Annotated in this window: 13 protein-coding genes and 1 pseudogene; 5 read left to right on the forward strand and 9 right to left on the reverse strand. The window is 47.0% G+C overall.

Going from position 1 to position 13,659, the window contains the following annotated elements:
* The first annotated feature begins 70 nt into the window (after positions 1-70).
* Positions 71-1,297 carry a type IX secretion system ring subunit PorN/GldN gene (gene porN / locus IDJ77_RS07070; protein WP_224750999.1) on the forward strand — a complete coding sequence of 409 codons (1,227 nt, stop codon included), beginning with the start codon at positions 71-73 and terminating at the stop codon, positions 1,295-1,297.
* Between the two features lie 346 nt (positions 1,298-1,643).
* Here the strand turns inward: porN and IDJ77_RS07075 are convergent.
* From IDJ77_RS07075 to IDJ77_RS07090, 4 genes and pseudogenes are all read right to left on the reverse strand, one after another.
* A pseudogene (locus IDJ77_RS07075) lies at positions 1,644-2,297 on the reverse strand (phosphatidylserine decarboxylase family protein); the annotation flags it as partial.
* Between the two features lie 36 nt (positions 2,298-2,333).
* On the reverse strand, positions 2,334-3,191 hold the full coding sequence (locus tag IDJ77_RS07080; RefSeq protein WP_191188237.1) for a phosphatidate cytidylyltransferase: 858 nt from the start codon (positions 3,189-3,191) through the stop codon (positions 2,334-2,336).
* Positions 3,188-3,400, reverse strand: coding sequence for a hypothetical protein (locus tag IDJ77_RS07085; protein WP_191188238.1), 213 nt, complete (start codon positions 3,398-3,400; stop codon positions 3,188-3,190). The genes IDJ77_RS07080 and IDJ77_RS07085 overlap by 4 nt, the downstream gene beginning before the upstream one ends.
* Positions 3,381-4,325: a CPBP family intramembrane glutamic endopeptidase gene (locus IDJ77_RS07090; protein ID WP_191188239.1), complete on the reverse strand. Its 945-nt coding sequence runs from the start codon at positions 4,323-4,325 to the stop codon at positions 3,381-3,383. The genes IDJ77_RS07085 and IDJ77_RS07090 overlap by 20 nt, the downstream gene beginning before the upstream one ends.
* Before the next feature lie 37 nt (positions 4,326-4,362).
* Between IDJ77_RS07090 and dusB the strand changes: the two genes are divergently transcribed.
* Positions 4,363-5,355: a tRNA dihydrouridine synthase DusB gene (gene dusB / locus IDJ77_RS07095; protein WP_191188240.1), complete on the forward strand. Its 993-nt coding sequence runs from the start codon at positions 4,363-4,365 to the stop codon at positions 5,353-5,355.
* Between the two features lie 47 nt (positions 5,356-5,402).
* Entirely contained in the window at positions 5,403-5,789 is a 387-nt protein-coding gene (apaG, locus tag IDJ77_RS07100; RefSeq protein WP_191188241.1) for a Co2+/Mg2+ efflux protein ApaG, read from the forward strand.
* 55 nt (positions 5,790-5,844) lie between these two features.
* Here apaG and IDJ77_RS07105 read toward each other — a convergent pair whose 3' ends face one another.
* The 3 genes from IDJ77_RS07105 to IDJ77_RS07115 all read right to left on the reverse strand — a co-directional run bounded on the left by IDJ77_RS07105 (position 5,845) and on the right by IDJ77_RS07115 (position 8,342).
* On the reverse strand, positions 5,845-6,447 hold the full coding sequence (locus IDJ77_RS07105; protein ID WP_191188242.1) for a hypothetical protein: 603 nt from the start codon (positions 6,445-6,447) through the stop codon (positions 5,845-5,847).
* Positions 6,448-6,589: 142 nt separating this feature from the next.
* Complete coding sequence (locus IDJ77_RS07110; RefSeq protein ID WP_191188243.1) at positions 6,590-7,417, reverse strand: ion transporter; 828 nt, start codon at positions 7,415-7,417, stop codon at positions 6,590-6,592.
* Positions 7,418-7,613: 196 nt separating this feature from the next.
* A complete protein-coding gene (locus tag IDJ77_RS07115) occupies positions 7,614-8,342 on the reverse strand; it encodes a zinc metallopeptidase (RefSeq protein ID WP_191188244.1) in 729 nt (242 codons plus the stop codon).
* A gap of 115 nt (positions 8,343-8,457) precedes the next feature.
* On the opposite strand from IDJ77_RS07115, the gene IDJ77_RS07120 reads away from it, so the two are divergent.
* Positions 8,458-9,597 carry an NAD(P)/FAD-dependent oxidoreductase gene (locus IDJ77_RS07120; protein WP_191188245.1) on the forward strand — a complete coding sequence of 380 codons (1,140 nt, stop codon included), beginning with the start codon at positions 8,458-8,460 and terminating at the stop codon, positions 9,595-9,597.
* Here IDJ77_RS07120 and IDJ77_RS07125 read toward each other — a convergent pair.
* Together IDJ77_RS07125 and IDJ77_RS07130 are read right to left on the reverse strand one after the other, a co-directional pair.
* On the reverse strand, positions 9,594-12,167 hold the full coding sequence (locus tag IDJ77_RS07125) for a ligase-associated DNA damage response DEXH box helicase (protein ID WP_191188246.1): 2,574 nt from the start codon (positions 12,165-12,167) through the stop codon (positions 9,594-9,596). The genes IDJ77_RS07120 and IDJ77_RS07125 overlap by 4 nt on opposite strands.
* Before the next feature lie 64 nt (positions 12,168-12,231).
* Positions 12,232-12,918, reverse strand: coding sequence for a flavin reductase family protein (locus IDJ77_RS07130; protein WP_191188247.1), 687 nt, complete (start codon positions 12,916-12,918; stop codon positions 12,232-12,234).
* A gap of 129 nt (positions 12,919-13,047) precedes the next feature.
* Between IDJ77_RS07130 and IDJ77_RS07135 the strand changes: the two genes are divergently transcribed.
* The gene (locus IDJ77_RS07135; RefSeq protein WP_191188248.1) at positions 13,048-13,650 is read left to right on the forward strand and encodes a hypothetical protein; all 603 of its coding nucleotides are present in this window, start codon (positions 13,048-13,050) and stop codon (positions 13,648-13,650) included.
* Positions 13,651-13,659: the final 9 nt, after the last annotated feature.

The following is a 13,659-nucleotide window of genomic DNA, read 5'->3' on the forward strand; positions in this document are numbered from 1 at the left end:
TACATTTTTGTATATTAAAGCCTTTCTGCATCTTGCAGAGAGGCTTTTTTTGTTTCAACCCGGCTTGCTGATGAGATACTTATTTTTTGTAGCTGCTTTTTTGATAGGGAATATTGCTTTGGGGCAAAACTTAACGGGTAAATGGCTGGGCGAGCTGCCCCAAAACAACCGCGATGTAAAATTTAAGCTGGAGATAGACCTGGTGCAAACCGGTAAAAGTCTTGTAGGTACCTCCACTTTTACTACAGTAGATAATCATAAGGTTGTTTTTGCCCTGCAGGGGAACATTGAAGGCAAAAACGTAATGCTGGAAGAGTACAAAGGCGTAAGCTGCGATTGCGAAAGCGGCAAGTACGAGTTTTGTCTTAAAAAAATGAAGGGGACTTTTACCGTAGACTCACTAAACACGCTGTTTGTTATTGACGGTACGTGGACGAGCGAAAGATCGTTCAACGGTAAGGAATACCTTACCAGTGTATGCGAACCGGGCCGGTTTACCATTGTAAAGCCCGCTTTTATTCGCCCGCTGGATGGTTATTACCACAAAAACAATATCGCCAATTCAACAAAGCCAACGGCGTATGCCAATGCGCGTGAGGCTGACGTGATATTTGCAAAACGCGTTTGGCGCGAGATAGACCTGCGCGAAAAAATGAACCAATATCTGGCATCGCCAAAACAGCGGTTGATGGATGTATTGCTTGCAGCGGTGCAAAACAGGGACGTAGTGGCTTATGACCCCACCTCCACCAGGGAGGACCCCAGTGGAGACGCTTTCTCCAGGCGCTTAACCGTAGCCCAGGCACTCCGGAGGTTGGCCGATAGCAGCGTAGTAGATATAATAGACAAAAAAACAGGTGAGAAAACAGGGTCGAAAGTTGTTGCCGGGGAGTTTAACCCCGATGATATTGTGAAATTTCGACTGAAGGAGGATTGGCTGTACGATAAACAACGTGGCATTTTTGAGCCGCGCATTGTAGGCATTGCACCGCTTGTGAAAATTAAAACGGCCGGAGGTGTAACTAATAATGAATATCAGCCAGCTTTTTGGATTTATTTCCCCGAAGTGCGCAGCATATTGGCAACTAAAGAAGCTGTGAACCGAAGCAGCGATGCCGCCGCCCTGAGCTTTGATGATGTGTTTATGAAAAGACTTTTTACCAGCTATATTATCAAACAATCAAATGATAGGGATGAGCGCATTCGCGATTATACCCAGGGTATTGATAAGCTTTACGAAGCCGAACGGCAAAAGCTAAACCTGAAAGGCTGGGAGCTTGGCTTGTGGCAATATTAGTGGTGAGTAGTGAATAGTAAGTAGGAAATAGATCTTATTGTGAGTTATAGATGCAAAAAAAGGTTCGCAGCATTTACGCTGCGAACCTTTTTATTTAGGCGAAAAATCAAATGACTCAACCACTCACTATTTAACCAAACTATTTCTTCGGTTTCGCGAATTTCTCTTTTGGGGCTATTTTAGCCTGCGGGCCTCTCTTTGCCTTTTTCGGTACGTCTTCATGTTCAACTACCATGGTAGGTTTACCGTGCGCGTTAGATAAGGGGGCCGACGATGGCTCTGTAAAATTCGGGATATGTACTTCATCAGGTACATCATCAATATCTACAAAAGTACCTACGGACGGCAGTTCGGCCAATATAGTGCGGCCGCCTTTTACAACCTCGTTAATGGCTACGTTAATTTTAGAATTGAGCGGTAAAAAGATATCCACCCGCGATCCAAACTTGATGAAACCAAACTGGTGCCCTTGCTGCACCTGGTCACCTTCTTTTACATACCATACAATACGGCGGGCCAAAGCGCCTGCTATCTGGCGGAACAATACTGCTACGCCTTCGCTGTTTTCGGTTACCACGGTGGTGCGCTCGTTCTCGGTAGACGATTTTGGGTGCCAGGCCACCAGGTATTTGCCCGGGTGATATTTAAAATATTTTACAAAGCCGCTGATAGGGTTACGGTTAATGTGTACGTTAATAGGCGACATAAATACCGAAATTTGGATGCGTTTATCCTTAAAAAATTCGGTTTCTTCGGTTTCTTCAATAACCACAACTTTACCGTCGGCAGGGCAAAGTACCTGGGTCTCTTCGGCATTTATAGCAAGTATTGGGCTGCGGAAAAACTGCAGGATGATAAAAAACAACAGGGCCGACAGGATGTAAACCACCCATTTCAGCGTATTAGCTTCGGGGAGGTAAAACTGTATCAGCGCATTCACAACAGCTATGAACAAAACGCACAAGGCTATGGAGGTATATCCTTCTTTATGGATAGTCATATGAGCTTATATATTGGTTAAAAAATTATTACAAAACTAAACATTTACAACAAAGTACAGGTATGTGTATACAATTGGCGCGGCAATTAAAAATCCATCGAACCTGTCCAGCAAACCGCCGTGGCCCGGCAATATACCGCCCGAATCTTTTATATTGATACTACGCTTAAACATCGATTCTACCAGGTCGCCCAGTGTGCCGAAACAGCCGATGATAATGGCGATAGATACCCACTGGTTCCAGGGCAGATCTTTAAAATAAAGGCTGATGATAAAACCAACCACGGCAGCTATCAAAACGCCGCCTATGAAACCCTCCCAGGTTTTTTTTGGCGAGTGGCGCTCAAACAGTTTTGTGCGGCCGATGGCGCGGCCTACCAAATAAGCGCCGGTATCGTTAGCCCAAAGCATCAGCAAAAAGCCGAGGGGGATGTGCAGGTTGTGCCCAAGCTCCAGGCCCGGCGGCTTCACATAAGCCAAAGCAACAAAAAAACTAAATGGGATACATACCATTACAACCCCTAAAATAGTATAAGCAATATTGGTAAACGGGGATGCATCTATCTTAAAAAGTTCGTGGATCAATATGGCACTTACCGATAGCGGTAGCAGAAAAAGCAACCTGTGCCCCCATACAGTTGATGTTTCTGTAGCTGGTAATGCCGACAGACTGGCGTAATTGATGAGTGCAAAGCCCGAGAATATTAAAATAGCGGTAATAAAACCTGCCAGCCTGTTGGGCTGAATGCCGCTTTTGATATTCAAGCCGTAAAACTCGTGGAGACAAAGCAGGCAAAGTAAAAGGTAAAAAGCTCCGAAAACGTAATCGCCCGCGTTTACCGAGCCCAGCATTACAATAATAAAAAAGAAGCCTGTGATGGCGCGTGTCTTCATAAGTTCAATTGGTTCAAGATCATTATCTCAACGGCAGTGCTAAAGTTTTCCTGGTGAATATACACCTCAATGTCGCCAAAATCTTGATGGGATGATGCCTGCCGGTTGAGTAGTACAGCATCAATATGGTGGCCGGTAAGCATTTGCTTAACAATTTCTGATTGATAAAAATTGGTTGATGTAAAAATTTTAACCCAGTTCTTCTCCATTAATGTTAGCCAGCTGCTTTTTGCCCGATGCTATGTTTTTATAAACTAACAGCAAAATTATAATAATTATCGCGCTAAATATATAGCCCCCGTAAGTAAAAGTGTGGGTGTCATCGGGGTTTACCTTTATTTTTTTCTGCTGAAACAAATATGTTACCAAAACGGCGGTGCCATTATTTAAAAAATGCCCCCATACAGCCGGCCAGATGCTGCCGCTCCAGGCCACAAAGTATCCAAATAGCCCTCCTAAAAGCATCCTGGGCAAAAAACCATAAAACTCCAGGTGGAAAGCGCTAAACAATGCCGCGGTTATCCAGATGGCGGCGTGGGTATTCTTCGTCCAGCGCTGCATAATGGTTTGCAGCACACCCCTAAACATAAACTCCTCGGCTATCGCGGTAAGCAAGCCTATCAGCAAAACGTTTTTCAGCATATCCCAAACGTTATCCATTTTTAAAATGGCTTTGGTGATCAGTTGGGCCTGCTCCTCGCTGCGTTTCATCCAGGCTTCCAGTCCGCTTAGCCATTTTGGCAATACCATCTGCTGGTTAATATTGCTCAAAAGCTCTATCAACGGTGTGGATGTCATCATTACAAAAAAGGCAACGATCAGCAACAGCCAGTGAAAGCGGAACGATGGTTTAAGGTAATCCCCCGGTTCATTTACAATAAAACGGGCGAAGACCAGCGGGGCAAGCATAATGGGTACGGTAGTACTGATAAACTGCAAAATATACAGTGCCTGTTGCATCTGCGGGTCAGAAAAATTCATCTGTGAGATCTGCTCAATAAGTTTTAGACCGTATATCGCGATGATCAATGCCAGCCCAATGAGGTTGAAAAGAAAGATAGTTCCAACAGAAAGCCCTAAATAAATAGCCAGTTGCAGGCCCGGTGATAACTGATTTACAGGCTTTTTTACCATTTAGCTTAAATTTCGTAAATTTGCACGAATATAATTCATGTCGGTACAAATAGGAAATATAGATTTAGGGGAATTCCCGCTGCTGCTGGCACCGATGGAAGACGTGAGCGATCCGCCTTTCCGCTACGTGTGCAAGCAGAATGGCGCGGATATGATGTATACAGAGTTCATTTCTTCGGAGGGATTGATCCGCGACGCAGCCAAGAGCCGCCAGAAGCTGGATATATTTGAATACGAGCGCCCCATCGGCATCCAGATCTTCGGCAGCGATATCGATCATATGCGCGAAGCAACGGAAATTGCCAGCCTTGCCGGTCCCGATTTGATGGACATTAACTACGGCTGCCCTGTAAAACAGGTGGCATGCCGTGGCGCGGGCGCAAGCCTGTTGCAGGATATAGACAAAATGGTAGCCATGACCAAAGCGGTTGTGAACGCTACGCACTTGCCTGTAACGGTAAAAACCCGCCTCGGCTGGGACGATAACACCAAAAACGTTTACGAAGTTGCCGAACGCCTGCAGGATGTGGGCATCAAAGCGCTCACTATACACGGCCGTACCCGCGCCCAAATGTACAAAGGCGCTGCCGACTGGAGCCTGATACACTCTATCAAAAAAAACCCGCGTATTAAGATCCCTATCTTCGGTAACGGAGATATCGATTCGCCTGAAAAAGCGGCCGAATGGCGGATGCAGTACGAAGTGGATGGTATGATGATAGGCCGCGCTGCCATTGGCTACCCCTGGATCTTCCGCGAAATAAAGCACTACTTTGCTACTGGCGAGCATTTGGATAAGCCAACTATTGCCGAGCGGATAGAGATTTGCAAAACGCACTTGCAAAAATCAATGGAATGGAAAGGTGCCCGCACCGGTATTTTTGAGATGCGCCGCCACTACAGCAACTATTTTAAAGGCGTGCCCGATTTTAAAGAGTTTAGGATGAAACTTGTTACCGCGGCCACCGTAGAAGAGATCATGGATATTTTAGCAGAGGTCGACAAAAAATATGCGCTCGAAATGGCGTAATATTTGTTCGGATGCTATATATTTGAATTAAAAGAGATTAACAAGCAATGGCTACTACCATAACTGAAGGTGTTAAGGTTTCAGTTGAAACAATTTACCAGCCCGAATATTCTAACCCGGCTAACGACCACTTTATGTTTGCATACAGGGTAAGCATAGAGAACCTGGGTAATTATGCTGTGCGCCTGCTTAGCCGCCATTGGTACATTTTCGATTCTAACGGTGCAAAACGCGAAGTAGAAGGCGAAGGTGTGGTGGGCCAGCAACCCATTATCGAACCCGGCTCCTCCCACGAATACGTATCCGGCTGCAACCTCAAAACCGATATGGGCAGCATGAAAGGCGAATACCAGATGGAACGCCTTTTAGACAGCTCTGTTTTTAACGTGCAGATCCCTGAATTTTATTTGGTAGCACCTTACCGGTATAATTAACCGTAGAAGTAGGACTTTTAGAGTCAGGAGTCAAGATACGCGCTTCCTTCAACGCTTACGGTTGCTCCGAGATCTCCACATCATCCGATATTTTATCTGAGAACATTACCATTACTTGTGGCGAAATGCCTTTAACAGCTTTAACATGGCCGGTTTTCGATTGGCTGTTAAACCTGTCGTAATAGCTGATGTTGATCTGTCCTACCGATTTTAGTTTACCGCTTAGCTCGCTCAGGTCAAACCTATCATAGTATTTAAGCGGCACACCGCCAATGGATTTAAGCTTTCCCTGCAGTTCGCTTCTATCGAAGATATCGTAATAGGTGAAGCTTACATCGCCGATGCTTTTTACTTTTCCGTGGAGTTCATCGCGGTCAAACCTGTCATAATATTGTATTTTGAGGCCACCGATTGTTTTTAATTTACCGATGTTATCGCTGTCGAATTTATTGTAGTAATCGGTTTCGGTCTTGTTGTCCGAATCGAAATGGATATTGCCTTTGAGATCGAAAGTTAAGAGCATATCATCAATCTCAATAGCGTTCACCATCGCGTAACGGTTTGTTACTTTTAGATCAATCTGAAACGGCGACTGCGCGTAGCACCCAAAGCCAGTAAAAAACAGCAGGGCGAAAAAAATATAACGTTTGGCTAACATTGTGCAAAAGTATAGAATTGATATTTCCCTGCAATAGCAAGGCGTGCCGACGTTGGATGCAATCCTCCTCGCTTGGTTTAACAGGGGCGAACATTAAATTTAGAAGGAAGACATCGGACACGGGGATGTATGTCGCGCCCGCCTAAAGCAAGGGCGCTCCACAAAACTTGCAAAAAGCAGCGTCGCCATCGTGCCCTTCGCGGCCGCAATTGGGGCAGGCTTCGGGTAATTCCTTCTTTTCTTTTTTGGCTGCCATCGCCAGGTCGTGCGTGAGGATACCCGTTGGCACCGCTATAATGGCATAACCTATCAGCATCACTACCGAAGCGACGAACTTACCCATAGGGGTAACCGGGGATATGTCGCCATAGCCAACAGTGGTGATGGTAACAATAGCCCAGTAAATACTTTCGGGAATGTTGGAGAAGCCATTCTCTTTTTGCTCTACCAGATACATAATGGAGCCTAATATTACCGTTAAGGTGAGCACGGTAAGCAGGAAGATACTGATCTTGCGCAGGCTGCTTTTTAATGCGATGGTTAAAAAATCGATCTCGGTAAGGAATCGGCTCAGTTTAAAGATCCTGAACACCCTGAGCAGCCTTAACGCCCGGAATACCAATAACGATTGCGCGCCGATAAAGAAAATACTGAGGTAAGATGGGATAAGCGCAACCAGATCGATAATACCCAGCGGACTAAACACATACCGCATAGGTTTGCGGATGCTGATGAGCCGTAAAACGTATTCAACCGTAAACAACGCCGTGTAGCACCACTCCACTCGCTGTAATAAACGCCCATGTTCCTGATGGATACTTGCTACGCTATCTATCATCACCACTAATATACTGGTGAAAATGGCTATCAGTAGCCCAACGTCAAATGCTTTGCCTGCAGCGGTGTTCGATTCGTAGATGATCTCGTGCAGCAGGAAACGCCAGTCTCTTTTGTTTTGGGGTGATGCCATGGTTTAGCGTAAACACAATAATACACATGTTTGTGTGCAACAGCGTTTTTTCATGGGTTTTAAAATAAATAGGCTGCCCCAAAGGAGCCTGGCACAGCACACGATAAGCATCTGTTACAGGATAAACCCAAAAAATCGCTCCGATTGCGGAGCGATTCCTGTCTTTATTCTTTGGTCTTAATTCTTTAATCTAAACTTAGTTTCTCCTGTTAAGTAAAAACGATGCGTAGTAAACCAGCGTAGCCAACGAGCCTAATGCGGCAACGACATAGGTCATGGCGGCCCACCAAAGGGCGTCTTTTGCCTGGCTGTGCTCTTTACTGGTTTGCATAATATTATAATTGTTGTTCAACCAGGCTAATGCACGGTTACTGGCATCAAACTCTACTGGCAGCGTAATAAAGCTAAATAAGGTTACAAAAGCCAGAGCAACCACACCAATTGCCAGTAGAAAAATACTGTGCATGAAAAACAACAGCATCACACCGATGAACAGCGTCCATTGCGTAAGGGTTGATGCTATGTTAACCACGGGCACTAATGATGACCGCAGGCTTAACCAGGCATAAGCTTTGGCGTGCTGCACCGCGTGCCCGCATTCGTGGGCTGCAACGGCGGCGGCGGCAATACTGCGGCTGTTATAAACATCGGCGCTAAGGTTAACGGTTTTGTCGGCCGGGTTGTAATGGTCCGTAAGCTGGCCTTCAACAGAAATTACGCGTACATCGTAAATGCCGTTATCGCGCAGCATTTTTTCGGCCACGTCTTTACCGGATAGGCCCGATAGCAGCGGGATCTCCGAATATTCCCTGAATTTGCTCCTGAAGCGCGACTGGACAATAAAACTCACGAGTGCGATAGCGGCCATCAGCAGCCATGCCGAACCCGTATTTATAATTCCGAATATGATAGATAGGTGAAACATCTCAATAGTTTTTTATAGAAAGGCTATTTCAAAAAGTATTCCATTTTGAGAGAAAGGATGGTATGACAAAAGGTGAAAGACGCTGTTTTTGAGGTTGGAATTTTTACATTTGAGTTTGGAAGCAAATTTTTCATACTGGGAACGTACCGCGTTTATTGATAACGCCGATGTAATTATCATCGGCAGCGGAATTGTGGGCCTGAGTGCCGCGCTGCAATTAAAAAACCGCGAGCCCAACTTAAAGGTGCTGGTGCTGGAACGAGGCTTCCTGCCCAGTGGTGCAAGCACAAAAAACGCCGGATTTGCCTGTTTTGGCACCGTTTCCGAGCAATTATCATCTTTAACGGATTCGTCCGAAGAAGAAGTAGCCCGGTTGGCAAACTATAAATGGCGGGGCCTGCAGCGCCTGCGCCAAAACCTTGGCGATGCCAATATCGATTACCACCAACATGGGGGCTACGAAATGTTTATGCACGGAGAGGAAGGCCATGCCGATGAATGCATCGGGAAAATAAGTTACCTCAATAATTTATTAAAGAACGCCATTAGCGGGCATGACATTTATTCAGTAGCGAATGAAAAAATTGCAGGTTTTGGCTTTGATAAAGTAAGCCGGATGATTTATAACCCCTTTGAGGGACAGATACATACCGGTAAAATGATGCGTACCCTGCTCAATAAATGTTACCAAAAAGATGTGATGGTTTTGAATAACTGTGCGATAAGCAATGTGGCGCAGGAAAGTAAATACATCCATTTGCGAACCTCCCAAGGCGATTTTAAAGCGGCTAAAGTGATCCTGGCGACCAACGCCTTTGCCAACCAGTTATTTCCTGAATTAAAAGTAACCCCTGGCCGCGGGCAGGTATTGGTAACAAAACCTATCCCCGGTTTAAAGCTACAGGGTACCTATCATTTTAACGAGGGGTACTATTATTTCCGCAATATCGACGGAAGGGTGCTTTTCGGCGGCGGGCGCAACCTCGATTTTGCAGCCGAAGAGACCAGCGAGTTCGGGCATACCGATGCCGTAAAGCAAATCCTCGTTGCTTACCTTAACGAAGTTATCCTGCCGGGGCAAAACGCAGAGATAGACTATTGGTGGAGCGGCATTATGGGATTCGGCGAAGGCATCAGCCCCATTGTAAAACAGGTAGAGCCCAACATTTATTGCGCCGTGCGCTGCAACGGCATGGGTGTGGCCATGGGTAGCCTGGTAGGCGAAGAGGTGGCAGATCTGGTACTAAATAATTAAAATCCCTTTTTCCTGGTAATACCAATTTTGCGCGGGCGTGGTGCCGGCTCGGGTACATCATCTTCATCGGCCCCATAGCGGCGGGCCATTTTGGCAATGCGTTCTTCCATGGTTTCGGTAGTTAGTTTCTCCCTGCCAAGGCTATCCACCATGATGGGGAAGGCAAAGGGAGTAGGCCGTTCAATAGTTTTTAAAACGATGCTTTGCGTTTGGATGCGCTGCAAGGCTGCCCGCAGGCGGAACTCTTCCAGCTGAAATGCCAGAGCCTCGTTATAAGCCTGCCTCACCAAAAGGTTATCGGGCTCGTACTCGTTAAATACTTCGAACAACAATGAAGTAGATGCCTGCAAATGCTTATTTTTCATCGGCTGACCCGGGTAGCCGGTAAATACCAACCCGCCGATGTGTGCAATGTCCCTGAAGCGGCGGCGGGCCATCTCGTTAGCGTTAAGGCTGTTTTGGATATCTTCTATCAGGTTGTTGATGGAAAAGAAGTCGGCATCTTCCAAAGCCTGTTCGATGGGGATATCCTCATCTGTGAGCAATTCAAAGCCATAATCATTCATGGCGATGGAAAAACTGGCGGGCTTTATTTTGGAGATGCGAAAGGCCAGTAAGCTGGCCATCCCCTCGTGCACCAACCTGCCTTCGAAGGGATAAAAAAGCAAATGGTGCCCCTCTCGCGATTTAAACGATTCGATCAAAAACTCGTGGCTCTGCGGTAAGTGTGATAACCGCGCCTGCAGGTCGAACAGTGGTTTTAGGGCTTTTACCTCGATATCCTCTTCTACTCCCTGTGCCACCTCATCCAGTTTATCGCGGAAAACGGCGGAGAGCTGCGAGGATAGCGGCATCCTGCCTCCCGCCCAGCTGGGTATCAGCCCTTTGGTTTTGGTTGATTTTTTTACGTAGGCGGTCATTTCCTTTACCTTGATAAACTCGAGGCTTCGCCCTGCAAACCAAAATGTGTTGCCGGGCTTTAGTTTTGCTATAAAGCCTTCCTCCAAAGTGCCCAGGCTGCCGCCGCTGAGCCATTTTACGCGAATGCTGAGCTCGCTGGTAATGGTGCCGATGCTCAGGCGGTGCCGCATCGCCACCCGGCGGTTGTTCACTTTAAACAGGCCGTTCTCTACCTCCACCTTCAAAAACTCATCGTACTGGGCAAGCGTTTTGCCGCCGTTGGTGATAAAATCAAGCAGCTGGTTAAATTCATCGCGCCGCAGATCGGCAAAGGCAAAGGTTGATTTTACCTCGGCATATAATTCATCTGCCCGGAAACCTTCGGATACCGCCAGGGTAACCATATATTGGATCAGCACATCCATCGTAAGCAGCATCGGGTCGCGGCTTTCGAATACGCCTTGTTTGATGGCTTGTTTAAGGGCCGCACCCTCCAGTAGTTCCAGCGAATGGGTAGGCACAAAGTAGGCTTTGGAAACAGCGCCTGGATGGTGCCCGCTTCGCCCGGCGCGCTGCATAAAACGGGCCACCCCTTTAGGGCTGCCTACCTGCACCACGGTATCCACCGGGCGAAAATCAACCCCCAGGTCGAGGCTGGAGGTACACACCACCACCTTCAGCGCTTCGGCATGCAGGGCCTGCTCTACCCAGTTGCGCAACTCGTTGTCCAGCGAGCCATGGTGCATGGCCATGATGCCGGCGTACTCGGGGTAATTATCAATAATGGCATGGTACCAGATCTCGGCCTGCGAGCGGGTATTGGTAAATATGAGGGTAGTTTTGCTTTTGGCTACTATCTTCATCACCTGCGGCAACAGCTTTACACCGATGTGTCCCGCCCAGGAGTAATTCTCAATATTCTCCGGGATCACCGATTCTATCACCAATTTTTTTTCGATGTTGGCCCGTACCATTCTCACCTGCTCCGGCGGGAAATCGTTTCCCAACAAAACTTCTGCAGCCTGCTCCAGGTTGCCAATGGTTGCAGAGATACCCCATACTTTTAGTGAGTGGTGAGCAGTGAGTAGTAAATGTTTTTCTTCGGCTTTATGCTTTCCGCTTAGTGCCTTCAGCTTACTTAACCCCAACTCAACCTGTACGCCGCGTTTGGTGCCGAGGAGTTCGTGCCACTCGTCGCATACCAGTACCTGCAGGCCGGAGAATACTTTTGGATATTCTTTTTGGGCGAGCATGAGATGCAGGCTTTCGGGCGTGGTGAGCAATACTTCGGGCAGCTTTCGTTTAAGGGCGGCTTTCTCAGCGGCGGAGGTATCGCCGGTGCGGGTCATGATGCGCCAAGGCAGGCCGATATCGTCGCATACTTCCTGCATCGCTTTGCGGATGTCGTTGGTTAAGGCACGCAGGGGTGTTATCCAAAGCATCAGTAAACCGTTGTTGCTATTGGTGGTGTAGTTGTCGGGATGTTTATTAATAAAATCAGCCAGGAAAGGCAGAAAAAGCGCGAAAGTTTTACCGCTGCCGGTAGGAGCATTTAACAGGCCCGAGAAGCCGGATAAATACGCCTCTTCCATCTCTTTTTGAAAGGGAAACTGCTTCCATGCCTTTTGCTTGTACCATTGCTGAATAACCTGCTGCCCTTTTGTTGTCATGCCCTTATTATACAACGCAAATTGGAATAAGTTGCGTTGCTATCAAAGTACCAATGGCATTTATTTACAGCATTGGGGTTAGTGCGGCTCTGTTGATGGCTTTTTCCCTATCAGGCGTGTTATACAAATGCTCGGGTATTTGGGCGAGCGTAGACGAATGTACCTGTTCGCCCAGGCCATAAAACTGCTGAAAGCTCATGATGAGCGGCTTCCATTTGTTAGGGTCTACGCGGTTTGGATGACCATCCAATAATATCGACTCATCCAGGTAAACCCGTTTTATCAGTAATTCGAAAGTTAAAATTTTCCCCCGCATCTCGGCGTCGCCATCTGCAAGCCCGTGCACTGCTTCTACCACCGCTTCCATTTGTACCGGGCATTCCTGCACCCTTGGCGCCTGTACGGTTTCTGATGCCTGTTTGTTCAACCCGGCAAGCGAGAATTTGTCCTCGTGATATCGGTAGCCTTTTTGAACTTTGCCTGGGGGAACCGGGTTGCTGCCGGTGGTTTTCGCAAGAAAATCTACCGCGCCTGCCTGGTGAACCGATGGTAGGTTTAACACGCATTCTCCCGTATGGATCAAATTCTGCGTTGTTTTGGAGGCCGCCGCTAAACCAATAATACAACGCCAGCCCAGCCAGAAAATGGACGACATAGGCGCAAGGTTATCGGTGTGGTTTTGGTTTTTTGTGCTGATGAGAACTACCGGCGTGCCGAAATATAAGATGGATGGTTGACTGTCAATATGCATACATTGTGTTTATACGCAAAAGTAACGCTACGGGCAGTTGGGTTAAACCCGATTCTTGCTGACAATGCATCTAACAAAAGGCAAGTTTTATAGTTATAAGTAAAGGGTTTAACATAAATATTAAAAAGGATGAAGCGCTATACTTATTTGACTATACTTTTTGCAATTGTGTTAGCCGTTGCCTGCAAGCAAAAAACCAAAGATGCAGCCGGAAACGATACCCCCGAACCGCCGGATACTACCGAAGTAAAGGCTATCCCCGCCGAACAGCTGATTAGCCCCGGGCAAAGCATAGGGCATATTAAGCTCGATGGCAGCGCCGATTCGATAGTGCAATTACTTGGCCGCCCTGATACCGGCGACGCGGCCATGGGGAGCCAGCTGGCTACCTGGTACGCCGACCATGATACCGCAGGTTACCAAACCAGCATTTTTAGCCGCCGGGATATGGGCGGTAAGGACGAGCCTGTTAGCCGCATCAAAAAAATCCTGGTCACCTCGCCCTGGTTTAAAACAGCCGAGTACATCAGCACGGGCAATAACCTAAAGGATATTGGGATGTACTACACGCTTAAAGAGGGCAGTTCTTACAAAAAAAACGGACAAACGATTAAAACATATACCGATATAGAGAAAGGGATTTCATTTGAAATAGATATGCAAGGCAAATGTGTCGGCATATTAGTGCATCAGCCTAATTCTGCAGCAGACACGTATTTGAATATGCATTAAATGGACACT

It is taken from the genome of Mucilaginibacter pankratovii (assembly GCF_014773265.1).
Taxonomy (GTDB): Bacteria; Bacteroidota; Bacteroidia; order Sphingobacteriales; family Sphingobacteriaceae; genus Mucilaginibacter; species Mucilaginibacter pankratovii.